Origin of the sequence: Rheinheimera soli (genome assembly GCF_021290985.1) — a bacterium.
Classification (GTDB): domain Bacteria; phylum Pseudomonadota; class Gammaproteobacteria; order Enterobacterales; family Alteromonadaceae; genus Pararheinheimera; species Pararheinheimera soli.
The window spans coordinates 187,419-212,370 of sequence record NZ_JAJOYU010000001.1 but is presented as its reverse complement, the minus strand read 5'-3'; the positions used below and the strand labels follow the sequence as shown (position 1 = coordinate 212,370).

Genomic DNA, 24,952 nt, shown 5'->3' with positions numbered 1-24,952 from the left:
ACTATGACCATAAGGGTATTAGTTGTTGATGACTCCAGTTTTTTCCGTCGCCGTCTGACGGAAATACTGAGTCAGGATGCCGAGTTAGAGGTCATTGCCACCGCCAATAATGGTAAAGAGGCGGTGGAAAAAGCTTTAACCCTACGTCCAGACGTCATTACGATGGACATTGAAATGCCGGTGATGGATGGCATTCAGGCCGTGCGTGAAATCTTAAAGGTGCAGCGCACGCCTATTCTGATGTTTTCATCTTTAACCCATGAAGGTGCTAAGGCAACTTTAGATGCGCTTGAAGCTGGCGCCATCGATTTCTTACCGAAAAAATTTGAAGACATAGCCCGCGATAAAGCCGAAGCTGCTGATGTATTACGTCAGCGTGTGAAAACTGTGGCCAGAAGGCGAGTGATCACCAGGCCATCCAGTTTAACCGGCTCTGCAAGCTCGACTTTAGCATCCCGCACTGCAGCAACGCCTGCTGCAAGTTCAACTGCCATACCAGCACGAGCACCTTTGGCTCAAAGTCTGGCTGCCAGAGCTTTAGCTGAACGTGCTGAACTTCAGAGCAGAGCGGCTGAACGTGCGGAATCACAACGTGGGGGCAGTTATGACTCCAGTGGTAAAACCTACAAACTGGTCGCCATTGGTACGTCAACAGGTGGTCCTGTTGCTTTACAGCAAATTATCACTGCTTTGCCTGCCAACTTTCCTTTGCCTATAGTACTTATTCAGCATATGCCTGCCGCCTTTACCGGTGCTTTTGCCAGCCGGTTAAATGGTCTGGCAAAAATTGAAGTCAAAGAAGCTGCAGACAACGATATTTTACGCCCCGGAGTGGCTTATCTGGCGCCAGGTGGTAAACAAATGCTGGTAGATGGCAATGAAAATCAGGCCAGACTGCGGGTACGGGAAGATGACTCTCCGCGTATTACTTTTAAACCCAGTGTAGATATTACTTTTGGTACAGCAGCTAAAGTCTTTAATGACAAGGTGTTAGCCATAGTGTTAACAGGCATGGGGTCTGATGGCCGTGAAGGCGCGCGTTTGCTGAAGCAATCCGGCTCCCGGATCTGGGCGCAGGATGAAGCCAGTTGTGTGGTGTATGGCATGCCGCAGGCTGTGACAGCTGCAGGTTTAACCGATCTTGAAGTGGCGTTATCTGATGTGGCAGCCCGAATAGTTGCTGAAGTAGGTCATGGATAAGCTTACTCTTGCCGGTATTATTATCGCGTTAGTGGCCATAGTCGGCGGCTTCAGTCAGGAAGGTGGCGACGTTCTGAGCCTGTTGCATTGGCCTGCCTTTTGTATCGTTTTTGGTGGTACTTTAGGGGCAGTGCTGATCCAAAGCCCAGCTGCGCAGTTTCGCTTAAGTATGAAGCTACTGCCTTGGGTGATCACTGCACCTAAACTTGAGTTTGACTCCACTATCGAACGTATTACCCAATGGGGGCATTCCGCTCGTCTGCAAGGTTTTTTATCCTTAGAACAGGATGCGCTGAATGAAGAAGAACCCTTATTAAAACGTGGTTTGAACTTGCTGGTCGATGGCACCGAAGCCAAGATACTGCAGGACATTCTCGACACCGAATTGCATCTGGAGAAAGAGCGCTTATTAAGAGCTGCTAAGGTATTCGAAGCTATGGGCGGCTATAGTCCGACTATAGGCATAGTAGGTGCTGTGCTTGGTCTTATTCTGGCCTTATCTAATATCTCCAACCCGGACGAATTAGGGCAGGGGATAGCTACAGCTTTTGTTGCTACTATTTATGGTGTAGGTTTGGCTAACTTTGTATTTATACCGGTATTTAATAAAATCAAAGTATTGGTTGAAGAGCGCGCGTTGTTTCATTCGATGGTGATCGAAGGCTTGTGTTCTATAGCGCTAGGGGAAAACCCTCGTAGTGTGGAATCCAAACTTCAGGCATACAGAGCTAGTTAAATGTACAGGCCTCGCCGTTCTGTCGCTGTGGAAGCGGACAAATCAGATGCAGAACGTTGGTTGGTGTCTTACGCCGATTACATGACCTTGTTGTTTGCGCTTTTTGTGGTGCTGTATTCAATGTCTACCATGGAGCGGGAACAGTTTAAGAAACTGCAGGACACTATTTCTAAGGTGTTTGTCGAAGCGACAGAGAAAAAACAGACGGGTATTCAGGGCCAGTCAGTGCAGCCTGATATCCATCCACAAAGTGATTTTGAATTATATGGTTCTGGTTTAGAAGACGCGACAGGCCCAACTTTGCTGGCCGACAACTCTAAACTGGAACAGATCGACAGAACAAAATTGGGCAGCCCTCTGGCAGGGATGCAAAAAGAGATCAATCGCGCTTTACGCAGCCTGGTTGAGTCGGGCTTAGCTAAAGTGAGCCTTGATGAAGACTGGTTAACAGTTGAACTGAATAGTGGTTTGTTGTTTGGCAGTGGCAGTGCCAGTTCAAACAGCTCTGCTTCAGCAGTGATGGCTGAACTCACGGCTATCTTAAAGCAGACAGACAATTTTATGAGAGTGCGGGGTTATACTGACTCAGTGCCTATTCGCACCGAACAGTTTCCGTCGAACTGGGAATTGTCAGTTGCCCGGGCTGCGTCTATAGTCCGGTTACTGGAAGAGTTAGGTGTTGCACCACAGCGTATGGCGATTGAAGGGTATGGGCAGCATTCTCCTTTTGCAGACAACTCTACTGCACAAGGGCGCAGTCAAAACCGCAAGGTCGTGATAGCTCTGTCAAAATATGCGTACGAGCCCGTAGTGGTCGAAACGCCACAGCCAGTTGAAGCAGAAACTGCATCAGAGCAAGCAGCGGAAGAAACTGCACAACAAGAACAGAATAAAGTAAGGGTGATCCGCTTACCTCATGGTGGCATACGGATCACAACCAGACCGCCTGAACCAGGCGAAGAAGAGCCACCTACACAGCAGGAACAGTAAATTGGTTGTTTGGACTATCGCAAATCAAAAAGGTGGTGTTGGTAAAACTACCACTACGGTCACTTTAGGCGCTTTGCTTGCACAGCGTGGGCATCGTGTTTTACTGATCGATACTGACCCTCATGGCTCACTCACCTACTATTTTGGTATCGACGCCGAAGAGCTGGAAGTCAGTGTGTACGACATTTTCCTGCGTGGTAAAGACATCACTGGCGAAGAAATACTGCAGTCCATGTGCCCAAGCGGTATGCCTAATCTGGATATTTTACCTACCTCTATGGCGCTGGCTACGCTAGACCGTTCCCATGGTCAGCAAGGCGGTATGGGCCTCATTCTGAAAAAAGCCCTGCAAAAAATTGAAAACGATTACGACTATGTGCTGATTGATTGCCCTCCAGTCATTGGTGTGCTGATGGTCAACGCCATGGCAGCCTGCGACCGTATTTTAATACCAGTACAAACTGAGTTTCTGGCCTTAAAAGGCCTGGATCGGATGATTGCCACTATGCAACTGATGCATAGTTCATCGCCGCAGGATTATGCCTTTACCATAGTGCCGACTATGTACGACAAAAGAACCAAAGCCTCTTTGGATGCTTACAAGGCTTTAAAAGCTCAGTATCAGGAGCGTGTATGGTCTGCAGTGATTCCTATTGACACTAAATTCCGGGACGCCAGTCTGGCTCAGACCCCTCCGCCTGTATTCGCGCCTAAGTCGCGGGGTGTGTTTGCATACAATACGCTGCTAACCTATTTATTGCAGTTAGCACCGGAGAACTAAGATGAGCGATTTACAAGCCAGCCAAAAAGTCATGAAGCATTATTTAAATGCTTTATTGACCGATGACGTGGTCGAAACGCCTATTCAGCAAGCCAAAAAACAGCAACTGAATGAACTGCTGGCGCCGGTATCAGCTCCTGTTAAAGCACCGGTGGTCGCAAAACCTGCGGTTGTCGCACCAGTGACAGCCCCTGTTGTTAAAGCGCCAGTTGTAGTTCCAGTGGCTCCTGTTATTGAACAGGTCAAAGTTGCTCCTGCAGCTCCTGTAGTCAAAGCTGCGCCAGTGGTAAAAGAGTATAGAAAAGGTCGTTTTCAGGCGTTGTTTTTTACTGTGGCGGGTTTAAAAATCGCCTTGCCACTGAAAGCCTTGGGCGGCATTCACAAAGTTATGCCCATTAATTCTTTACCTGGTCAGCCTGAATGGCTCAAAGGTGTGATGTTGTACCGCGAACAAAAAATTAATGTGGTCGATACAGCGCTTTGGGTGATGCCAGAAAAATATGACCAAGAGCTGGCAGAAAAGCTAAACTATCAATATGTTATTATGCTGGGCAATAGCCATTGGGGCCTGGCTTGTGATACTTTGGTCAACACAATTGCCTTAGAGCAAGACGAAGTAAAGTGGCGGGAGACCGAAGGCAAAAGGCCATGGCTCGCTGGTTTAATTAAAGAACATATGTGTGCTTTGCTGGATGTCGATGCCCTGATTGCCTTACTGGCAAAGGGAATGAACAGTCAGCACTGAGTAAGAATACAAGAATTTAACCTCTGGGTAGGAGCTAGGCATGAGTAATTTAACAGCACAATCTGGCAAAACTAAAGAAGTCACAGACTTAGTGCTGCAATGGGTGACCTTTAAGCTGCAGGAAGAAACCTACGGTATTAACGTCATGCAGGTGCAGGAAGTTCTGCGATACACAGACATAGCTCCGGTTCCTGGTGCGCCAGATTATGTCATGGGTATTATCAATTTGCGTGGCAACGTGGTCACAGTGATAGATACCCGTGCCCGTTTTGGTTTACCTCCGTCAGAAGTCACTGACAACAGCCGTATTGTAATCATTGAATCTGAGCGTCAGGTCATTGGCATTATGGTCGATAGCGTAGCTGAAGTGGTTTACCTGAAGCAGTCTGAAATTGACACAGCGCCAAACGTAGGCACAGACGAAAGCGCTAAATTTATTCAGGGCGTGTCGAATCGTGATGGCGAGTTATTGATCCTGGTGGATCTGAACAAGCTGCTGTCTGATGATGAATGGGAAGAGATCCGTAGCATTTAATGGCTAATTTTCTGACTGAATTTTCATGGATATGGCTGCTGGGGATCGCAGCCATTTTATTGCTTTCTGTAGTGATGGCTGTTGTTGCTTCTCGTCAAACCAAGAAGCTGCTGGCTATTATCAACGAAAACGCTGCGGCCAGTTGGCAGCAGCAACAAAACCTTGAACTAGTGAGTCAGCAATTGGAACAACAGGCACAGCAGCTCAAACGTGCCTATCAGGATGTGGAAGAGTTACGCTCGACCGTGATTGGCGTAGGCCAGCGTGTGTTAACTATGGAGAGCCACTTAGGCCAGGGAATGCAGCAGGTCGCTGAATTGGCTGAACAACAAAAATCTCTACATTTGTTCGATCCGGAATCAAAAATTTACAGCAGAGCGATGAAAATGGTTCATTTGGGCGCCAGCCTGGATGAAATTATGCTCGAATGTGAACTGCCACAGGCGGAAGCCGAACTGCTTTTTAATCTGCATAAGCAATCTAAGTAAACCATTCGTTATTTGATATAACAGTTTGTAAATTGTTTTTATTTTATCAAATCCAATTTTTTTACAAGCTGGTTTCCTTTGTCTTCGCGATCGGGAATAAGGCTACTTTTCTGGCGAAATAGTGATTGTTGTCTAGACTCACGTGGGAATTACCCGCAAGGAGTCACTATGAAAAACAAGATCTTAGGTCACATCTCACTCAGTATGCTCGCATTTGCAGTGTTAGCGGGATGCGGTTCGGATGATAAAGACGAATTACCAACAGTGTCAGTCGCAGCAGCAGTTGCATTAAAAGAAAGCCGAACAACCACCATAGCTGCCACAGCAACAGATGATGATGAAATTGTCAGTTACAGTTGGACTCAGGTATCAGGCCCTACGCTCAACCTTAGCAACACCTCAACGTCGACTGTGAGTGTTACTGCCCCCGCTGTGGATGCCAATGCGGCCGCAGTATTGCGCGTAACAGTCACCGACAGTGGTGATCAAACAGCAACTGCCAATGTTACTGTCAATATTGCCAATAATATTCTGCCCGCTGTTACAGCTGCCTTTGAAAGTGCAGCTGAAAAATCAGCTGTCACCCTTACTGCTGTTGCAACAGATACAGATGGCGAGATCACGGCTTATAACTGGACACAAACCGCAGGCCCGGCCGTTACTCTAACTGGCACTGATACCGCAGCACTCAGCTTTACTGCTCCCAGTGTCACGGAAGATACAGAATTAGCTTTTAGTGTCACAGTCACAGATGACGATGAAGAAACCTCATCAGTTGCAGGTGTGGTTACCGTCACTCAAATGATGACAACCTTTACAGTGTCAGGAACTGTGTCTGATGCGTCTTTCGCCAATGCCCAAATTAGTGGCGTGCTGGCAGGTGAAACCTTTAGCACAACGGCTGACGCAGCAGGTGCTTTCAGTTTGCCATTACAAGCTGATGATGATGAAACCAACTTATTTGCCGATATCACAGCGAGCTCTGTTACGGTAACTGGCCTGGAGTTCTATAAGTTTGTGCCAGGCCTTAATGCTGATGCTGCAGTGGTCGAGTCATCAGTGGCATCGAAGCTGTCATCTGTCATTGCAGGCCTGTTTGACTCGTCAGAATTAGCGGACGACTCTAGCCCAAACAGCATAGCTATCAATGCGGTATCTACTGCGTTGTACTCGCTGATTATTGCAGGGAATGGCGGCGTTGCTCCAACAGATCTGGATAGCTTTACACTGGTTGAAAAGTCAGTCAGCCCAGATGAATTAATTGAAGCTGCTGCAGTGGTGAAACTGGTGGCTCAGGGCGGCGCTTTTGCTTTACCTGAAGGCGTGACCAATGTGCTTGAACTGCTGACCAATACAGAAGCGTACAACAGCTACGTCGCTGCTGCTGAAGTCACAACACCAGGTATTATCACAACCACTATAGAGGCAATCATCGCCGATCCTGAGTTGACTCCGCCAGTGGACGAAAGCAGTTTAGCTAGTACTTACTTTGAAGTATTCCCCGCAGCGGAAGGTTTCTTATCCCGTGGTGGTAACAGATATGACTTCAATGCAGATGGTACAGGTGCAGAAACTTATGGCCGTGGTGTCGATGAGTTTGACTGGGAACTGATAGATGGTGTCATTGAGTTAAGTTACACCGGAGATACAGGCCCTTATTCTTATCCGACGACTGCTGTCGGTGTTGCAGGCCTAACTCAGGAGCAGGTGACACAACTGCGTGGTGCCGGGTTTAATCAGGTAGAGGTCAGACGTATTCCTTATACCGCTTCGATGAAACGAATTATTGAAGGCGAAAAAACAGACACCTATCGTATTACGTCCTCGGTTCTTGAATTGTTGACGCCGGTGCAGCTACCTGGTGGCACTATTATTTCTACTCAGGGTATTACGCTGGAAACCACTTCTGATCAGTTGTTGCGTAACGCAGACAAATTAGGTGACATTAAATTTGCCGAGGCAGATATGGCAGGCGACTGGGTGTTTGAGCACTATTATTATGCCGGGGACCCGGATTTTGGCTATGCAGGAATGTTTGCAGATATATTTGATGTCAATGCAGACGGTACTGGTATGGCGCTGGTACGGGATAAAAGCTTTGAGTGGGAAGTAAATGCTTTGGGCACCTTTGTTCTAACCTTTGCGGATGGTTCCAGTGTGCAAGTGATCAAACTGGATCAGTTGGGCACAGACGTGCAGGTGTTCAGTTCGTCTTATGATGCGGAAGGCAATTTAGTTGCTGCAGAAGCAGATTATGCGCTGATCCTGGATGGCAGTGACTTCAAAAACTTTGATCAAACCAACCCAGATGACATGTACTGGCAGACCACGATCAACCAATGGACCAAAAGGGCCTGGGATGGTGATGTGTTATTGTGGGATAACGGATCGGCATATTTTGGCTGGCAGTTGCTGGAGGATGGCTCAGGTTATCAGATGGGCAGTGCCAACAATGCGCCGCCAGCCTTTGAACCATTGTTTAATACGCCTTTAGGCTGGACAAAAGATGCAATGTCTGACGATGTATCTATTGTCTCTATCAATCGCTGGATGTGCTCCGATGACAACACTAAACCTTGCGCTCAGCGCCAATGGCGACTACTGAAAGCGGCTGAAGGTATACTTGGACCACGTATTTATGTGTTTGAAATTGAAGATCGCAGAGACAGCAGCACATCTCCCTGGTATATCGCGAACGGCTTAGGACCTCGTATCAATATTTACGAAGAGATAACCTTTGATTACTGGAATGAAACAGCAGTTGTAACAGAAACCGATTCATCTACAGTGTCGGGCAGCAGTACAAGTTTTGCGACAGGTAAAAAACCAGCAGCACGCACTTTGGTTGAACCTAACCAAGAACCTGCAGTTGGTTTGTAAGTAAGGCAGCAAGACCACAGTTTCGCTGTGGTTCAACTGAAAAAGCTATCTCATGTTGAGGTGGCTTTTTACTTTTCAGAGACAGCAACTATAGTTTGGGAACAAGGATGACCCATGCCGGGGCTAAGCTATGTATCACCCTACTCTTATCCATCATGGCGCCGTAGACGGAGTTACAGGTTCTTGCCATCAGTATTTTTTTAACGAACAACAAAGCGTTCTGATCGATTGTGGCTTGTTTCAAGGCGTAGAGCAGGGCAGGGGCAAAGCAGGAGCCGATTGTGCTCAAATCAATTTTCCTCTCGATGGTATTCAGGCGCTGCTGCTTACTCATGTGCATATTGATCACGCTGGTCGTATTCCTTATTTAATAGCCGCAGGCTTTCAAGGTCCTATCTATTGCAGTAAAGCCTCAGCAGTACTGCTGCCGCTGGTGTTAGAAGACGCATTAAAAATGGGCATCACCAGAGATAAAAACCTGATCAGTGGTTTTCTCAAAGCAGTATCACGCCAAATTCGACCTTGTGACTACAACTGCTGGTATGAATTAGAAGCAAGCTTATCAGGTGTGCAGGTACGTTTTCAGAACGCCGGACATATTTTAGGTTCTGCTTACGTAGAAATTCGTCATCAAATCCCGCCTACAGAGCCGGATCAACTGCCTGGCTTGTATAAAGCTGTTTTTTCAGGCGATTTGGGAGCCCGTGATACACCATTATTGCCTGATCCGACTCCACTTGATTATGCTGATTTACTGGTGCTTGAAAGCACCTATGGCGATAAAAACCATCAGGACCGTAAACAACGTCAGCATCGTTTGCAGCAGGTATTGGAAAAAGCACTGAGTGATAATGGCACAGTGCTGATCCCGGCATTTAGCATAGGTCGCACTCAGGAATTGCTCTACGAGTTGGAAGATATAGTTCACCGCATGCAAGGTCAGCCAATTCATAAAAGTTTGGACTGGGAGCAACTGGATATTATTGTCGATTCGCCCCTGGCGGCAGACTTTACCTCTGTATACAAAGAGTTAAAACAGTTCTGGGATGACGAAGCAAAACAGAGATTACAAAGTGGCCGGCACCCGTTGCAGTTTGAGCAACTGTTGACTGTCAAAAGTCATGATGATCACCAAAAAGTAGTACAACATTTAGCAGATACAGGCAGGCCAGCGATAGTGATAGCTGCAAGCGGTATGTGTGCTGGCGGCAGGGTAGTGAATTATCTGAAAGCATTATTGGGTTCACAGCGCCATCAAATTTTGTTTATGGGTTATCAGGCACGTGGCACTCCGGGGGCTGCATTACTTAAGTATGCAAAAACAGGGGGCTATCTGCAGCTCGATGGTGAAGACTACCCAATACTAGCTGAAGTGCTACAACTTAGTGGTTATTCTGCTCATGCCGACCAGCAAGACTTATTGCATTTTGTCGGACAGATGCACAAAGCTCCGGAGCAAATCCGTCTGGTGCATGGAGATAGTGACGCCAAACTGGAGCTGAAACGACTGCTTGAAGCGAAAGGTCATACAGTGGTGATTGGATAGTTTAAGTTCCTGTTCAGCTAGTGCACTTTACTCTGCCGCCATCGCATAAACTCTGATACCATTTCAGCAGTTTCAGTTTAATGGAAGTCCCTATGATAAAAGTATTGAGTGTGTTTGGTACCAGACCCGAAGCTATTAAAATGGCACCTTTAGTTAACTTATTAAAAGAAACCTCTGGTATTGAAAGCAAAGTTTGTGTGACTGGCCAACACAGAGAAATGCTCGATCAGGTGCTAAAGCTGTTTAACATAGTGCCGGACTACGATCTGGCCATCATGAAAGCAGGGCAAGATCTGTATGATGTCACCACCAGTATTTTGTTGAACATCAAACCTGTATTGCGCGATTTCAAACCCGATATAGTGTTGGTACACGGTGATACCAGTACCACTTTTTCTGCGGCTTTAGCCTGTTATTATGAAAAGACCGCTGTGGGGCATGTGGAGGCTGGGCTTCGCACCGGCAATATTTACAGCCCATGGCCAGAAGAAGCCAACCGTAAGTTAACTGGTGCTTTAACTAAACTGCATTTCGCGCCAACTGAGACGTCAAAACAGAACCTGTTGAAAGAAAACATTGATGCTGCAGGTATAGTGGTGACTGGCAATACTGTGATTGATGCCTTGTATCAGGTGGTGGCAAAAATTGATGGCGATGCCAATTTAACCAAAAACTTTGAGCAACAATTCCCTTATGGCTTAAACGGCCGTCGTTTAGTGCTGGTTACAGGCCATAGACGTGAGAGCTTTGGTGACGGTTTTGAACAAATTTGTGCAGGCTTAAAACAAATTGCTCAGCAATTCCCCGACACAGACGTGGTCTACCCTGTGCACTTAAACCCGAATGTACGCGAACCTGTATTTCGGTTATTAAGCGACACTTCTAATGTTCATTTAATTGAACCTCAGGATTATCTGCCTTTTGTTTACCTGATGAGCCGCAGTACATTAGTGCTGACCGACTCTGGTGGTATTCAGGAAGAAGCCCCATCTTTAGGTAAACCTGTATTGGTCATGCGCGACACCACAGAACGCCCTGAAGCAGTGACTGCTGGTACAGTCAAACTGGTAGGCACTGATGCAGATGTGATAGTGCGAGAAGTCAGCCGGTTATTAACTGATAAAGCCTATTACGAACAAATGAGTTATGCCCATAATCCTTATGGCGACGGCAAAGCTTGTGAACGTATTATTGAGGCGATAAAAGCAGGTTTTTAAAAAACGGACGGTGGAACTCTTTATGATGTCCACCTTTTTTCTGATAGACAAGCACAACGGAATTCGCTAAAGTCCCGCCCGGTTTTTAGTGAAAAGCCTTAAAGGACAAGTAGCATCAGGATGTGCAGAAAAACTTTCTGCTTTAACTCTGCTTTACGCCGTTTGTATTAATTTGTGTATTTAAAAGAAACTGTTTGCGGGTAAATGCACTTACTATTTGTAATTAACAAGTTAATAATCATAGTTTCTCGCTGTGTTCAGGCCAGTTTTTGCTTGGAAATACAGCTAAAGCAGGTAAACTAGACGAAGTTTTTTGCTGGATCTAACTACTATAAAATCTGGAGTTGTAGGTGCTGAAATTTGTAAAAATCACTGTCTTTGCTGCATTGTTTACCGCTTTGCCTGTCTTCGCTGTTACACCGTCACCAGCCATGATAGCTCAGTTCCAAAACTTGTCCCCGGCAGAGCAGCAACGCTTAGCTAAGCAATATGGTATTGAATTGCCAGCCGGTTCATCTGGCGCTTCAGCAACTCAGCAGGCTCAACCACAAGTTTTAGCACCACAGCAAAATTCACTTAATTCAGAGCGGGCGAAGCCTGCTCCGGAAGTAGCGGCTACTCCCGCTTCCCGACGTTTCGGTATGGCTATGTTTGATGCTGAAATTAGTACTTTCGCTCCTATAGATAATGCTCCTGTAGCAGAAAACTATCGTTTAGGCCCTGACGATATTGTTTTATTACAGCTATTCGGTAAACAGAACAGCAGTGATGAATTAAAAGTAAGCCGCACTGGCACAGTAAGCTTGCCAGAAATAGGCCCTGTTAATGTTAATGGTTTAACTGTCGCCCAAGCCTCTGACCTTATAGTAAATAAAGTGCGTGAAGCCATGATAGGTGTTGATGCAGTTGTCACCATGGGTAAATTACGTACTATCAATATCTTTGTTGCAGGTGAAGCTAAAACTCCTGGTATGTTTGCAGTTTCCGCTTTAACTAATGTCACCCAGGCTTTGTATGTGGCTGGCGGTGTTTCCGAAATAGGCAGCTTGCGAGATATTCAGATTAAGCGCAATGGTGAAACTGTCGCCCGTTTTGATTTATACGATCTATTGCTGCGTGGTGATAACAGCGCCGACGTTCAACTAAAGCATGGTGACGTGGTTTTTGTTGCACCATTAAAAGCCACAGTTGAAGCGACAGGTGAAGTAAAACGCCCAGCTATTTATGAAATTAAGTCAGGCGAGACCATAGATAATCTATTGTCTATGGTTGGCGGCACCAAAGCAGGTGCCTATCCTCAGTCTGTAATGTTAGAGCGCTTTGATAGCAATAATTTACGTAATTTGTTAAACCTAGACCTTACTAATGCAGTTAACAAACAAATGTCATTGCGTGACGGCGATGTATTAAGGGTGTACGCAACCTCACCACGAGTCGAACATCAGGTTACTTTGGCAGGTGCCGTGGTGCGGCCTGGTCATTATTCATGGCGACAAGGCTTAAGAGTCAATGACCTGATTAAATCCTTCTGGGCTGATTTGCATATGACTGCAGATCTAGATTATGCATTGATTGTGCGTGAAACCAATGACGCAGGCGATGTAAAAGTAATGCAGTTTGCGTTAGCTAATGCTGTCGAACAGCCTACAGGCTCCAACAATGTTGAATTAAAGCCCCGTGATCTGGTTTTAGTTTTTAACTACGCAGAACAAGCTGTAAATCGAAACGCCTTAAATGATTATTTACGCAAACAAGTGCAAAAAAGATATAGCACCAGCGAAGAGATGCGTTGGGCTGCCAGTGATGATCTATCGAGTGTCGGTTTTAACAACTTAGTGCAAGAAAACGAAAACCGGGTAGCTAGACGTGCTTCTTTAAGTGCTACCGATTCAATTGCCGGTCAAAAAATTGTTGATGCTCAGCTTTATGATAGCCAACCTAAACGCGCTATGTTTGATCAGACTGAAGTCGGAATAAGTGTTGGCGAAAGTGCATTACCAGATATTATGCAGCAAGTGATGTTAAAGCTTTATTATGATGGTGAGCTATTGAGCTTATCAGCGAGTTTTAATCGTACAGAGCTGATGTATCCACTTATTGAAAAGCTAAAAATGCAGGCAAGAAATGGCGTTTCACCTTTGCTGGTTCGGGTGAGTGGTGAGGTGAAAGTTCCTGGTGAATATCCCTTAGTTGAAGGTGCGAATTTAAAACACTTAATTACCGCCGCCAGTGGTTTAACTGAGTCAGCCTATTTAGGCCGTGCCGAATTAACCAGAGCTGAAGGTGTTAATCGTGACAGTAATTCTATAGAAGTAAAAAATATAGCTGTGAACCTTGAAACATCCTTTAAAGGAAATGATGTATTCATGCTACAAAGCAGAGATCGTTTAAGTGTGTTTCCTATTCCAGACTGGAACATTGAGCGGGCTATTGAAATTCGTGGTGAGGTTAAATTCCCCGGCCGTTATACCATTCAACGTGGAGAAATGTTATCTGATGTTATAGAACGTGCTGGAGGTCTAAGCCGCAGTGCATTTATGCAGGGTGTCGTTTATACCCGTGAAAGTGTAAAAGAGCGTGAACGTTTGCAACTTAAGAAACTTACAGAGCAATTACGAGCCGACATCGCTACAAAAAGTTTATCTGAGTCTGGCATCCAAACCTCACCGCAAGATGCTCTGTTAATGATTAATCAATTAGAGAGACAACCTCCTGTAGGCCGTCTGGTACTTGATGTTCCAGCAATTTTAGCTGGAGATGTAACTGCTGATATTCCGGTGGAAGATGGCGACTTATTCTATATACCTCGAACAGACTATACAGTTTCTGTTGTAGGTGAAGTTCAACATGCTAGTAGCCATAGATTTAAAGATAATATGACACTAGAAGAGTACTTAAACTTAGCTGGTGGGTTACGTAAACGTGCAGATGAGGAGCGTATTTATGTAATTAAAGCAAATGGTTCAGTTGTAATGCCCTCAGCTAAAGGATGGTTTGCAGTTAAGGGGTCACAACTAGAGCCTGGTGACACCATTATTGTGCCTGTTGACACTGAGTATAAAGATAGCTTGTCATTGTGGACTGCTGTAACTCAGATTTTTTATCAGTCTGCTGTTGCAATTGCTGCGATAAATAGTTTTTAAGTAGAGCCTTTTGTATCGTCTAAATGGTGTTTGATGCAACATTTGTGATTATATGATTCTGATTTAGCAAAAGAGTCTTCGAAATGGATAAAGATAATTTTAATGAGTTACATACAGGTAATATTATTAGCGTTAGTGATATTGTCAGCCATATATGGCGAGGAAAGTGGATCATTGGTTCTGTAACATCTATATTTTCTATCGCTTTTATATTATACGCATTGTCGCTGCCTAATATTTACAGAAGCGAAGCGCTTTTAGCGCCTGTAACCGCTAGTGCAGGTATGGAAATACCAGGCCAACTCGGTGGACTTGCGGCAATAGCTGGAATTAACTTAAATGGCCTAGGTAGCGGAAAAAATAATACTGTGCTTGCTTTAGAGATAATAAAATCCCGCGATTTTATTAGTCAATTTATAGAAAAAAATAACATTCTTGTACAGTTAATGGCTGTAGATGGCTGGGATATGTACAGTAATGAGCTTATAATAGATTCTAATGTATATGATTCTTCGAATAATGAATGGAAGCGAAAAGTAAAACTTCCTTTTAAGCCTAAACCCTCTTTGCTAGAAGCTCATGAGTCATTCATTGACATTTTAAATGTTTCTAGAGATAAAACTACGGATATAGTGAAAATAAGTATTGACCATTATTCTCCCTATATTGCTGAGAAGTGGCTGAAACTGTTAATTCATGATATTAACGATGAGATGCGTCGGAGAGATATCTATGACTCTACAGCAAGCATCAATTATCTACAGGCTCAATTAAACAAAACTAACGTTACAGGTATACAGGCAGCGTTATACTCGCTTATTGAAGAGCAAACAAAAACATTGATGCTAGCCAATGTTAAAGAGGAATATGTATTTATAACCATAGATCCTCCTGTCGCTCCTGAAAATAGAGTAAGTCCGCGTAGATCACTGATCGCGATTATAGGATTTATTTTTGGTCTTACATTCAGTTTGCTTTCTTTGATGGCATTAAATACTTACAGAAACACACATAGAAATAGAACATGAGTTGTTATATTTCTATCTGTATCTGGCTTAAGTTAATTTTTCTACCGAGGTTATTTTGTTAACGCGCTTTAACTCTTTGCTTCGAAATAATTACGCAATTATTTCGAATTATGCGCATATGACTATATTGCAGATTGTTAATACTTTTTTTTACCTTTTGATTTATCCATTCGTGCTGGGAGTAGTTGGTTTAGAGGCTTTCGGTTTGTATGTTTTTTTCTCCAGTATAATAGCTTATTTTTCTGTAATTATTAATTTCGGTTTTGACATGCATGCGGCAAAGGTAGTATCACTTGGTGATAACTACGAACACTCGAAAATTTTGTCGCTTGTTACTTTAGGTAAAAGTATATTGTTTTTAAGTTGTGTCGTTTTGTTTTTGGGATTAATTTACAGTTTCGATATTTTTAAAAATAATAAAGAGTTATTTGTTTTTTGTTTTATTAATTGTGTTTCATCTATTTTCCTTCATTCTTGGTTTTTTCAAGGAAAACAGAAAATGAAATATCTAACAGTTATACAACTTTTATTTAAAGTTGTATCGCTGCCATTTATGTATGTTTTTTTGGAAAAAGCTGATGATATATATATATATGCACTGATTATCAGTTTAGCGAATGTTGGGTCTGCTATAGTATCCTATCTTTTCATATATTATAAATTTGATGTGCAGCTTGTTTCTTCTTCTACTAGAGAAGTTTTTTCTTTGTTCGTGGAGGTTAAACATTTCTTTTGGAGCGCTGCTGCAAATGCATTTAAACAGAAAAGCATCGAGATTATCATCGGGGCGCTATTTGGCATGAAAGTGCTAGCAATTTATGATTTGGCTAATAAGATATATTCGGTACCTAGCTTACTTGTGTCTAATATAAATGCTGCACTATTTCCTAAAATGGTCGGACTGCCAGTCGGTTTACTTGCAAAAAGAATAATAATTATTGAAAGCCTTCTTGCTATAGTTGCTATTTTTTCAGTTGTTGTTTTTGGTTACTATGTTGTTGATATATTGTCTGAGGATAAATTGATTGACGCATACTATGTTGCAATCATAATGAGTTTTAATATTGTAACTTACCTAGTGGTTGGTGCTTGCATATATTTTATTTTTATACCCAAGATGATGTATGATTTGGTCTTTAGAAATCAGATTGTCTCGTTCGTTTCTTTTTATGTAATATGTTCTTTGTTGTTGTTTTTTTATGAAAGTATGTATTCTGTTGTTCTTTCAATGGTTTTAGCTGGCTTTGCAGAAATTCTTTTTTGTTTTTATCAAATAAAGAAAAGAAAACTGCTTAGTCAATATTAATGACAATACTGGCTGAGATATTTTAATGAATGATTTTGATGTTCCTGTTGTTTTGTTTCTGTTTAAACGTATAGATAAGTCAGTTGAAATTATTCGGCAGATATCGAAGGTAAAACCTATGCGCATTTATTTGTTATCTGATGCGGGTAGAAATGACTCAGAACAGAAGCTAGTAGAAGAATGTAGGCGATTAGTAGAGAGCGAGATTACATGGGAATGTGAGATTGTTCGTAAATATGCAACAGAAAACATTGGCGTTTTTGGTAATATTGCTGAAGGTGCTAGATGGGTTTTTGAGCAGGAAAGCTTTGCTATCTTTTTAGAAGATGATAATTTACCTGAGTTAACATTTTTTCAATTTTGTAAAGAAATGAAAGATAGGTATGAGAATGAAGAACGTATTCTTTGGGTTTGTGGCACTAATTATTTAAAAAGCTATGAGCCAGAAAACGGTGCAAGCTATGTCATCACCAAGAATATGATGCCATGCGGCTGGGCATCATGGTCTAAAAAGTTTTTAAAGTATTATGACGGTGAATTAAAACTATACCAAGATGTATATTTAAGAGAACGTGTACGACATGAATATAGATCTGAAAAACTCTATATTCAAGATACGTATAATCTAAAATATGAACTCGAACATAAGCTGTTAAACGGTCGGTTTTACTCTTGGGATTACCAGATGAGCTTCAGTATTCGAGTCCATAATCTTTTTGCTATTGTGCCAAAGTACAATCAGATAAAAAATATAGGTATTGATGATGATTCAACACACGGAGGTTCAGATTCAACAGATTTAATGTTAAAAAGATTTTGTAATCTAGATACTAAACCAATGGTTTTTCCTTTAATTCATCCAAAATCTTTACTTATAGATCTGAAATTTGAAGACGCTGTTTCAGATATAATCGTCGATCCTAGATTTTTTTCGTTAAAAGCAAAGGCTTCACGTTTAATTAGAGACAAGTTAAATTTAGGTTTAACAAAAAGCCTACTATATAGCTTAAAAGAACGATTTATGAGATAGATGATGCTCGTTAACAGACTGATATCATGTTCTATAGCCTGCGTATTACTACTTGTAATGTGGGTAATGTATGGGTGGAATTCCTGGAATGGGGATAGAGATGCATATGAAATGTATTTCTCAAGAGAGCTCCTGTTTTCGTGGGGGTTAGAGATCGGCTATGGCTATTTGAACTTGCTAGCTAAAGATTTCAATTTGGATTATCAGGCATTTCAGATCTTATTATCGTTCTTTACACTGTTATTATTTTGTCGTTATTTATTGAAAACATCAGTCAGTCCTGTTTTCAGCTTACTCGTGTTTGGAATGGTTTTTTTCCCTATTGATTATGTTCTTATGAGAAATTTTCTCTCTTTTGTAATCATTTTACAAGGCATAATCGAATTATTGAAGGGAACATTTCAAGGAAGGTTGTTTTTTGTTCTACTTGTTTTGCTGGCGACAACTTTCCATCAGTCAGCTATAGTTTTTTTGATCTTCTATTTCGTTCCTGTTAACGGTTTTTTCTCTTTGAGAAAGTTCTTTATATTTTTTAGTGTAATAGTGTTGATCTATATACCGTTTAGAACTTCCGTAGCGTTGCCCAGCGCTATTCAATCTCATTTTGATATGTATGCTGTAACACTTCAATCAGCAGTATATAAGATAATAGTTCATGTTTTTTTTAGTTTAATAGCAATCTTTATAGCTCGAATGCATTGTTTATCTATCGCTGATAATAAATATCCAAATTATTTAGTTAAAATGTCCTTTTTTATATTTAACATGAATCTCGTTTCATTTTTTTTCGTTTTTTTATATTTTGAAGCGGAGATATTTATAAGGGTTTTACGGTATGTGATTTTTTTCAATGTTTTTTACTGCCTTAATATAGTTTTTTTTCCAAAGGTAAATCATTTATTTGTTTCTGCGTATGTTTTTTTGTGTGTTTGTTTTTTGTTTTTTTACTTTATATACCCTGTAATGGATTTGTCACTTTTTCCTTTGTTTAATAGAAATATTATATTTAATTCGGTGGTTTGATTTATGAATGTTTTATTCTTAGGTGGAGTTTTTACCGATTCTTTGGTAAGGCAAGTTCTTGTTGATACTCTTTCTCCTGTTCAAAATGCGGCAGATAATTTACAAAAAAACTATATTCAAGGTTTGAAGGAATCTCAGCGAGTTGAGAATGTCACAGTCATTAATCTACCTTTCGTCGGCTCTTATCCTTTTTTGTATAAAAAAATGCTGTTTACAGCAGACCTTAAAGTAGAGTCATTGAAAGGAGTTAAAGTAGTAAATTTATCGTTTTTTAATTTCTTATTTTTAAAAAACTTTTTCAGAATTTATAAGTCTCTTACAGCAATTTTGGCCGAGGTGAAAAAAAATAGAGAACAAAAAAATTATTTGTTCTGTTATTCAATGCATCTTCCTTTTTTAATCGCGTGTTATATGGCAAAATTGATTAATCCAAGCATTACTGTTTGTATAATAGTTCCAGATTTGCCTGAATTTATGGCTGCTAGAAAAGGCTTTTCCGCTTTTGTATTTGGAATTTTTTCGAAAATTTCTTATGCTATAGTAAATAGAGCTGATTTGTGTGTTTTGTTGACAGAACATATGAAAAATTCGTTTTCAGATGAGCTTCCTTCGGTAGTGATCGACGGTATAGCTGATGAGCGTTTTATTTCTCAAATCGAAGAACATGACACTCTTAATTATTTCCTTTACACAGGGACTTTAGATTCGCGATATGGGATTAGAGACCTGATTCAGTCATATATAGATTCAGGGGTTGTGGATCACGAATTACATATTTGTGGTGACGGTTCAGAGCGAGAGTATGTTGAGCGTGTTGCTGCTGATTTTCCTAATATTAAGTATTTTGGCCAAATGCCTAGAGAACAGGCGCTTGCCAAACAGCACAAGGCTAAGTTATTAGTCAATCCTAGAAACAATAATTCCGAGTATACTAAGTACTCTTTTCCATCAAAGGTAATTGAATACATGTCATCAGGAGTTCCGGTATTGATGTATAAGCTTGATGGCATATCAACAGAATATTATGAATTCGTTTATACGATTCCAAATGTTGATGGAGGCATGGCGAGTTGTTTCAGTTATATTGCTTTATTAGAATCATCGGAACTGAAAAAAAAAGGTGCGGATGCTAAGCAGTTTATTTTAAATAATAAAATGCCTCTGCAACAGGTTGAAAAGATTTTACATTATTTAGCATAAGGAATAGAGATGTTTAAAGATAAAACATTATTAATTACAGGCGGTACTGGGTCATTTGGTAATGCCGTATTACGCCGTTTTCTGGATACCGATATTGCAGAGATTCGTGTGTTTAGTCGAGACGAAAAAAAGCAAGATGATATGCGTAAGAAGTATAATCATCCAAAGTTGAAGTTCTACATCGGCGATGTGAGAGATTACAATAGTGTTTTAAATGCAACACGTGGGGTGGATTTTATCTATCACGCCGCTGCGTTGAAACAGGTTCCTAGCTGTGAGTTTTACCCAATGGAAGCGGTGAAAACAAATGTGCAGGGTACTGAGAATGTGTTAGAAGCGGCCATTGTTAATGGCGTTGCTCGTGTTGTCTGTTTAAGTACTGATAAAGCAGTTTATCCAATCAACGCTATGGGTATTTCTAAAGCTATGATGGAAAAAGTCATGGTTGCGAAAGCTCGCAATCTTGACTCTGCAAAAACAGTGATTTGTGGTACACGTTATGGCAACGTGATGGCATCCCGTGGCTCAGTTATACCTTTGTTCGTTGATTTAGTTAAAAATAGTAAGCCTATTACTATCACAGATCCGGAAATGACACGTTTTATGATGACATTGGAAGATGCTGTTGATTTAGTGCTTTATGCATTTGAACATGGCGACAATGGTGATATTTTTGTGCAGAAAGCTCCTGCTGCAACAATAGATACTCTGACTAAAGCACTATTACAACTGATGAAAAATGAAAGTCACGAGGTCAATGTAATTGGGACTCGCCATGGCGAGAAGCTTTACGAAGCACTTTTAAGCCGAGAAGAAATGGCCTGCGCCATAGATATGGGCGATTATTACCGCGTACCACCAGATAACCGCGACTTAAACTATGGAAAGTTTTTTGATGTTGGTGACCAAAAAGTTAGCCAGTTAGAAGATTATAACTCGCACAACACTGAGCGGTTGGATGTAGAGGGTATGAAGCAACTGTTATTGAAGCTTGATTTTGTACAAGCGATAGCTCGTGGCGAATCGGCAATTGCAGAGGACTAACATATGAAGGTTTTAGTAACAGGTGCTGATGGCTTTGTTGGCAAAAATTTATGTATCAGTTTATTGCGAAATTCAGCCATAGATATTCTGCGCTTTACTCGTGAATCTGATTTGAACGAGCTTAAGGACATGGTAAGTCAAGCTGACTTTATTTTTCATTTGGCAGGTATTAATCGTCCTGTCGATGAAAACGAGTTTGCTATCGGCAATGCTGATCTAACAGCAACTTTGTGTGAATTTATTAAACAGTCAGGTCGCAAAATACCAATTGTCTTGAGCTCTTCGACTCAGGCTGAGCGCTTAAATGCCTACGGTAAGAGCAAATTGCAAGCAGAAATGCATCTGTTAAATCTGCATATGCAAACGGGCAATAAAGTTTATATTTATCGCCTGCCCAATGTATTCGGCAAATGGTGTAAACCAAATTATAATTCTGCGGTAGCTACCTTTTGTCATAACATTAGCCGCGGTTTGCCAATACAGGTTAATGATCCTTCTGTACATTTGTCACTTGTGCATATTGGGGCGGTGGTTACGTCTTTCTTGGAAATACTTTATCGTAAACCTGACGATAAGTTGTATGTTAATGTTGAGCCGATTTATCAGGTCACTTTGGGTGAGCTTGTTGAGCAGTTGTATAAGTTCAGAGATAGCCGAGAAAGTCTTATTACTGAGCCTGTGGGGGACGGTTTTATTCGTGTGCTTTATGCAACTTACATTAGCTACATTCCACCAAACAAGTTCAACTATAGTCTTACAAAGCATGAAGACCAACGTGGTTGTTTTGTTGAAATGCTAAAAACGAGAGACTCCGGCCAGTTTTCTTTTTTCACTGCGCATCCTGGTGTAACGAGAGGTGGTCATTATCATCATGTGAAAACTGAAAAATTTCTGGTGATTAAAGGCAAAGCTCGTTTTGGTTTTAGGCACATTATTACTGACGAAATCCTAGAAATAGTAACTTCAGGTGATAGTCCTGAAATTGTTGAAACCGTACCTGGCTGGTCTCATGATGTGACTAATATTGGCGACGATGAGCTTGTTGTAATGCTTTGGGCAAATGAAAACTTTGATCGTCAAAACCCTGATACTGTCGCATATAAGGTATAAAAATGAACAAACTAAAAGTAATGACTGTTGTAGGTACAAGGCCTGAAATTATTCGATTGTCCAGAGTCATGGCTGCGCTAGATCAACATTGTGAACATATTATCGTTCACACAGGACAGAACTACGATTTTGAGTTAAATCAGGTTTTTTTTGACGATTTAGGTGTACGCAAACCAGACTATTTTCTTAATGCGGCTGGTTCTAGTGGTGCAGAAACGATAGGCAATGTGATTATCACTGTAGACAAGGTTCTGGCAGAGGTTAATCCAGATGCCATGCTGGTTCTTGGCGATACGAATAGTTGTATGGCGGTAATTTCAGCTAAACGTCGTAAGATCCCTACCTTTCATATGGAAGCTGGCAACAGATGTTTTGATATGCGGGTTCCGGAAGAGATTAACCGTCGTATTGTAGATCACACTGCAGATGTTAATCTCACGTACAGTTCTATTGCACGAGATTATTTGCTTGCTGAAGGATTACCAGCAGACAGAGTGATCAAGACTGGCAGTCCAATGTTTGAAGTGTTAAACCACTACATGGCTCAAATTGATGCCTCAGATGTATTAAAACGTTTGTCATTAAAAGAGCGTGAATTTTTTGTGATCAGTGCTCATAGGGAAGAAAACGTAGATACACCAAAAAATTTGCATAAATTAGCTGATATCTTAAACGGCCTTGCTTCAAAGTATGGCTTGCCCGTAATCGTATCGACTCATCCGCGTACTCGTAAGCGTATAGAAGAACAAGGAGTGAGTTTCCATCCATTGGTTCAATTACTAAAGCCTCTGGGTTTTCACGATTACAACAAGCTGCAGAAATTAGCAAAAGCAGTGTTGTCTGATAGCGGTACTATTAGTGAAGAGTCTTCTATTATGAACTTTCCTGCGCTAAATATACGCGAAGCCCACGAAAGGCCAGAAGCTTTTGAGGAAGCATCAGTAATGATGGTCGGGCTCGAAGTTGAACGTGTGTTTCAGGCCTTGCAGGTACTGGAAAGTCAGCCGTCAGGTAACGTGCGCTTATTGCGCCCTGTTTATGACTACAGCATGCCAAATGTATCCGATAAAGTGGTAAGGATTGTCCACAGCTATCGGGATTATGTTATGCGGGTGGTTTGGAAGCAGTTTTAATGAAGATTTTATTTATCAGCCAGCTTTTTGATCCTGAATACTCGATCAAAGGACTCGCTCTGATGAAACACTGGGTAGCATTGGGTTATGACGTCGAGGTAATAACAACTTTTCCAAACTACCCAAAAGGTAAAGTCTTTGATGGCTATAAAGTAAAATTTAAAGAAGTTAAACATGTAGATGGTGTCAAAATTGTGCGACTTTGGTCGCACATTTCACACTCAAAATCTAAGGTTTCAAGGGCTGCAACTTATCTGTCATTTACTTTTATGGCGCTGTTTACAGCATTATTTACGAAAAAGCCAGATTTGGTATATACCTATCATCCTCAATCGACAACAGGAATCATTGGTTTTTTAATGCTCTTTTTCCGTAAGGTTCCATTTGTTACTGATATTCAGGATCTTTGGCCTGATGCCTTGATTGCCACAGGAATGAATAAAGAAGGGATGCTGTTAAAGTTTATCGATTTTTGGTGCAAATTGATCTACAACAAAGCCTCGCAAATAGTCGTGTTGTCTGAAGGCTTTCGTCATGCCCTTATTGCAAGAGGAGTTTGCGATGAAAAAATCAATGTCGTTTATAACTGGTGTCCGGAAGAACAACGTATTGAAGCTGTTGTGTCAGATTTGACTCAGAATACCGCGTCTAATGGAAGTGCAAAACTGGTTTATGCTGGTAATATGGGGGCTGCACAGTCGCTTTTCGCATTAGTTGAGGCTGCAGGCGGGTTTTCTGATACAGAGCTTAGTTTGACGATGGTTGGTGGTGGAGTAGAAAAACAGAAGTTGCAAGATTTTGTTGTCCAACATGGTTATACCAATGTTAAAATCGGTGACTATATTCCATCAATTCAGGTTTTCGATTTTTTAGCTCGCGCTGATGTTTTAGTTGTTCATCTCAAAGATGATCCATTGTTTCAAATTACTATTCCATCTAAGACTCAATCTTCACTGGCAATGGAAAAACCTTTGCTTATGGCTGTTGGTGGTGAAGCAAATCAATTGATAGTCGATGCAGAAGCTGGCGAAGTAGCAGAACCTTGTAATGTAGATAGCATTAGAAAGGCTATTAGAGTGCTGCTTAGCAGACGTAGTGAATGGTCTACAATGGGACGTAACGCAAGAACGTTGTATTTGAACAAATTTTCGTCCGCAGTTGGATACAGCAAACTTACTGAAGTAATTATTAAGGCTGTTAAATAAATGGATATAAGACAAGCAACAGAGGCTGACGTTGAAGCTATTGTCTCCACGCACATTGTGGCGTTTCAGGGTTTTTTTCTGACAATGCTAGGGCCTGTATTTTTGAAAAAAATGTATTCCGCATTTATAAATCAGCCTAATGGTTTGATGAGAGTTGCTGTTGATCCTGAAAGAGGTATTGTCGGTTTTGCTGCAGGCTCTGTTGCACCAGAAGTTTTTTTCAGCGTCTTGCGAAAAAAACAGTGGCATGGTTTTTTGCTGGCAGCACTACCTAGTATTCTCAAAAACCCAGCAAAGGTAGTCAAGAAGCTTTATTACGCGCTTTTCTATAAAGGAGATAAACCCAAGACTCTTAAGAAAAATGCTTTACTGAGCAGTATTGCTGTATGCCCCGACATGTCTGGAAAGTCGATCGGTAAAGCTCTGCTTAGGGACTTCGAGTTGCAAGTCCGTCAAGCCGGTCTAGATGGCTTGTATCTGACAACTGATAAATTTGGTAATGATAACGTTGTGGCTTTTTATCAAAAAGCTGGTTACCAAATTGAAAATGAATTTACTCAGCCGGATCGTCGGCAAATGTTACGTTTAGTCAAATCGATATAATTTTTGAGG

General features: G+C 41.7%; 21 protein-coding genes. All 21 read left to right on the top strand.

Annotation, left to right across the window (positions count from 1 at the left end; genetic code table 11):
* The first annotated feature begins 3 nt into the window (after window positions 1-3).
* The 21 genes from LSG37_RS00980 (at window position 4) to LSG37_RS00885 (ending at window position 24,943) form a co-directional block, all read left to right on the top strand.
* Window positions 4-1,200 carry a protein-glutamate methylesterase/protein-glutamine glutaminase gene (locus LSG37_RS00980; RefSeq protein ID WP_233077994.1) on the top strand — a complete coding sequence of 399 codons (1,197 nt, stop codon included), beginning with the start codon at window positions 4-6 and terminating at the stop codon, window positions 1,198-1,200.
* Complete coding sequence (locus LSG37_RS00975; RefSeq protein WP_233077993.1) at window positions 1,193-1,936, top strand: flagellar motor protein; 744 nt, start codon at window positions 1,193-1,195, stop codon at window positions 1,934-1,936. Before LSG37_RS00980 ends, LSG37_RS00975 begins: the two co-directional genes overlap by 8 nt.
* Complete coding sequence (locus tag LSG37_RS00970; RefSeq protein ID WP_233077992.1) at window positions 1,937-2,926, top strand: flagellar motor protein MotB; 990 nt, start codon at window positions 1,937-1,939, stop codon at window positions 2,924-2,926.
* A 1-nt stretch (window position 2,927) separates the two neighbouring features.
* A complete protein-coding gene (locus LSG37_RS00965; RefSeq protein WP_233008846.1) occupies window positions 2,928-3,707 on the top strand; it encodes a ParA family protein in 780 nt (259 codons plus the stop codon).
* 1 nt (window position 3,708) lies between these two features.
* The gene (locus LSG37_RS00960) at window positions 3,709-4,452 is read left to right on the top strand and encodes a chemotaxis protein CheW (RefSeq protein ID WP_233077991.1); all 744 of its coding nucleotides are present in this window, start codon (window positions 3,709-3,711) and stop codon (window positions 4,450-4,452) included.
* A 40-nt stretch (window positions 4,453-4,492) separates the two neighbouring features.
* The gene (locus LSG37_RS00955) at window positions 4,493-4,987 is read left to right on the top strand and encodes a chemotaxis protein CheW (protein ID WP_127021573.1); all 495 of its coding nucleotides are present in this window, start codon (window positions 4,493-4,495) and stop codon (window positions 4,985-4,987) included.
* Window positions 4,987-5,475 carry a DUF2802 domain-containing protein gene (locus LSG37_RS00950; protein WP_233077990.1) on the top strand — a complete coding sequence of 163 codons (489 nt, stop codon included), beginning with the start codon at window positions 4,987-4,989 and terminating at the stop codon, window positions 5,473-5,475. The genes LSG37_RS00955 and LSG37_RS00950 overlap by 1 nt, the downstream gene beginning before the upstream one ends.
* 168 nt (window positions 5,476-5,643) lie before the next feature.
* Window positions 5,644-8,355 (top strand): PKD domain-containing protein, encoded by a 2,712-nt coding sequence (locus tag LSG37_RS00945; protein ID WP_233077989.1) that lies wholly within the window; start codon window positions 5,644-5,646, stop codon window positions 8,353-8,355.
* Between the two features lie 130 nt (window positions 8,356-8,485).
* A complete protein-coding gene (locus LSG37_RS00940) occupies window positions 8,486-9,901 on the top strand; it encodes an MBL fold metallo-hydrolase RNA specificity domain-containing protein (protein WP_233077988.1) in 1,416 nt (471 codons plus the stop codon).
* 92 nt (window positions 9,902-9,993) lie between these two features.
* Window positions 9,994-11,118, top strand: coding sequence for a non-hydrolyzing UDP-N-acetylglucosamine 2-epimerase (wecB, locus tag LSG37_RS00935; protein WP_233077987.1), 1,125 nt, complete (start codon window positions 9,994-9,996; stop codon window positions 11,116-11,118).
* Window positions 11,119-11,618: 500 nt separating this feature from the next.
* Entirely contained in the window at window positions 11,619-14,261 is a 2,643-nt protein-coding gene (locus LSG37_RS00930) for an SLBB domain-containing protein (protein ID WP_233077986.1), read from the top strand.
* A gap of 83 nt (window positions 14,262-14,344) precedes the next feature.
* Window positions 14,345-15,289 carry a Wzz/FepE/Etk N-terminal domain-containing protein gene (locus tag LSG37_RS00925; RefSeq protein ID WP_233077985.1) on the top strand — a complete coding sequence of 315 codons (945 nt, stop codon included), beginning with the start codon at window positions 14,345-14,347 and terminating at the stop codon, window positions 15,287-15,289.
* A gap of 118 nt (window positions 15,290-15,407) precedes the next feature.
* On the top strand, window positions 15,408-16,595 hold the full coding sequence (locus LSG37_RS00920) for an oligosaccharide flippase family protein (protein ID WP_233077984.1): 1,188 nt from the start codon (window positions 15,408-15,410) through the stop codon (window positions 16,593-16,595).
* Window positions 16,596-16,620: 25 nt separating this feature from the next.
* Window positions 16,621-17,625 (top strand): hypothetical protein, encoded by a 1,005-nt coding sequence (locus LSG37_RS00915; RefSeq protein ID WP_233077983.1) that lies wholly within the window; start codon window positions 16,621-16,623, stop codon window positions 17,623-17,625.
* Window positions 17,626-18,648 (top strand): EpsG family protein, encoded by a 1,023-nt coding sequence (locus LSG37_RS21345; protein WP_366515537.1) that lies wholly within the window; start codon window positions 17,626-17,628, stop codon window positions 18,646-18,648.
* Between the two features lie 3 nt (window positions 18,649-18,651).
* Window positions 18,652-19,848: a glycosyltransferase gene (locus LSG37_RS00910; RefSeq protein ID WP_233077982.1), complete on the top strand. Its 1,197-nt coding sequence runs from the start codon at window positions 18,652-18,654 to the stop codon at window positions 19,846-19,848.
* A gap of 9 nt (window positions 19,849-19,857) precedes the next feature.
* On the top strand, window positions 19,858-20,892 hold the full coding sequence (locus LSG37_RS00905; protein WP_233077981.1) for a polysaccharide biosynthesis protein: 1,035 nt from the start codon (window positions 19,858-19,860) through the stop codon (window positions 20,890-20,892).
* Between the two features lie 3 nt (window positions 20,893-20,895).
* Window positions 20,896-22,002: a UDP-2-acetamido-2,6-beta-L-arabino-hexul-4-ose reductase gene (wbjC, locus tag LSG37_RS00900; RefSeq protein ID WP_233077980.1), complete on the top strand. Its 1,107-nt coding sequence runs from the start codon at window positions 20,896-20,898 to the stop codon at window positions 22,000-22,002.
* A 2-nt stretch (window positions 22,003-22,004) separates the two neighbouring features.
* Window positions 22,005-23,135 (top strand): non-hydrolyzing UDP-N-acetylglucosamine 2-epimerase, encoded by a 1,131-nt coding sequence (wecB, locus tag LSG37_RS00895; protein ID WP_233077978.1) that lies wholly within the window; start codon window positions 22,005-22,007, stop codon window positions 23,133-23,135.
* Complete coding sequence (locus LSG37_RS00890; protein WP_233077977.1) at window positions 23,135-24,340, top strand: glycosyltransferase family 4 protein; 1,206 nt, start codon at window positions 23,135-23,137, stop codon at window positions 24,338-24,340. Before wecB (LSG37_RS00895) ends, LSG37_RS00890 begins: the two co-directional genes overlap by 1 nt.
* Complete coding sequence (locus LSG37_RS00885) at window positions 24,341-24,943, top strand: GNAT family N-acetyltransferase (protein ID WP_233077976.1); 603 nt, start codon at window positions 24,341-24,343, stop codon at window positions 24,941-24,943. It abuts the gene before it with no gap.
* Window positions 24,944-24,952: the final 9 nt, after the last annotated feature.

Excerpts from the sequence above, each read along its gene's own strand:
- LSG37_RS00980 (WP_233077994.1), top strand. The coding sequence starts at position 4 with ATGACCATAAGGGTATTAGTTGTTGATGACTCCAGTTTTTTCCGTCGC.
- LSG37_RS00975 (WP_233077993.1), top strand. The coding sequence starts at position 1,193 with ATGGATAAGCTTACTCTTGCCGGTATTATTATCGCGTTAGTGGCCATA.
- LSG37_RS00970 (WP_233077992.1), top strand. The coding sequence starts at position 1,937 with ATGTACAGGCCTCGCCGTTCTGTCGCTGTGGAAGCGGACAAATCAGAT.
- LSG37_RS00960 (WP_233077991.1), top strand. The coding sequence starts at position 3,709 with ATGAGCGATTTACAAGCCAGCCAAAAAGTCATGAAGCATTATTTAAAT.
- LSG37_RS00955 (WP_127021573.1), top strand. The coding sequence starts at position 4,493 with ATGAGTAATTTAACAGCACAATCTGGCAAAACTAAAGAAGTCACAGAC.
- LSG37_RS00950 (WP_233077990.1), top strand. The coding sequence starts at position 4,987 with ATGGCTAATTTTCTGACTGAATTTTCATGGATATGGCTGCTGGGGATC.
- LSG37_RS00945 (WP_233077989.1), top strand. The coding sequence starts at position 5,644 with ATGAAAAACAAGATCTTAGGTCACATCTCACTCAGTATGCTCGCATTT.
- LSG37_RS00940 (WP_233077988.1), top strand. The coding sequence starts at position 8,486 with ATGTATCACCCTACTCTTATCCATCATGGCGCCGTAGACGGAGTTACA.
- wecB (WP_233077987.1), top strand. The coding sequence starts at position 9,994 with ATGATAAAAGTATTGAGTGTGTTTGGTACCAGACCCGAAGCTATTAAA.
- LSG37_RS00925 (WP_233077985.1), top strand. The coding sequence starts at position 14,345 with ATGGATAAAGATAATTTTAATGAGTTACATACAGGTAATATTATTAGC.
- LSG37_RS00920 (WP_233077984.1), top strand. The coding sequence starts at position 15,408 with ATGACTATATTGCAGATTGTTAATACTTTTTTTTACCTTTTGATTTAT.
- LSG37_RS00915 (WP_233077983.1), top strand. The coding sequence starts at position 16,621 with ATGAATGATTTTGATGTTCCTGTTGTTTTGTTTCTGTTTAAACGTATA.
- LSG37_RS21345 (WP_366515537.1), top strand. The coding sequence starts at position 17,626 with ATGATGCTCGTTAACAGACTGATATCATGTTCTATAGCCTGCGTATTA.
- LSG37_RS00910 (WP_233077982.1), top strand. The coding sequence starts at position 18,652 with ATGAATGTTTTATTCTTAGGTGGAGTTTTTACCGATTCTTTGGTAAGG.
- LSG37_RS00905 (WP_233077981.1), top strand. The coding sequence starts at position 19,858 with ATGTTTAAAGATAAAACATTATTAATTACAGGCGGTACTGGGTCATTT.
- wbjC (WP_233077980.1), top strand. The coding sequence starts at position 20,896 with ATGAAGGTTTTAGTAACAGGTGCTGATGGCTTTGTTGGCAAAAATTTA.
- wecB (WP_233077978.1), top strand. The coding sequence starts at position 22,005 with ATGAACAAACTAAAAGTAATGACTGTTGTAGGTACAAGGCCTGAAATT.
- LSG37_RS00890 (WP_233077977.1), top strand. The coding sequence starts at position 23,135 with ATGAAGATTTTATTTATCAGCCAGCTTTTTGATCCTGAATACTCGATC.
- LSG37_RS00885 (WP_233077976.1), top strand. The coding sequence starts at position 24,341 with ATGGATATAAGACAAGCAACAGAGGCTGACGTTGAAGCTATTGTCTCC.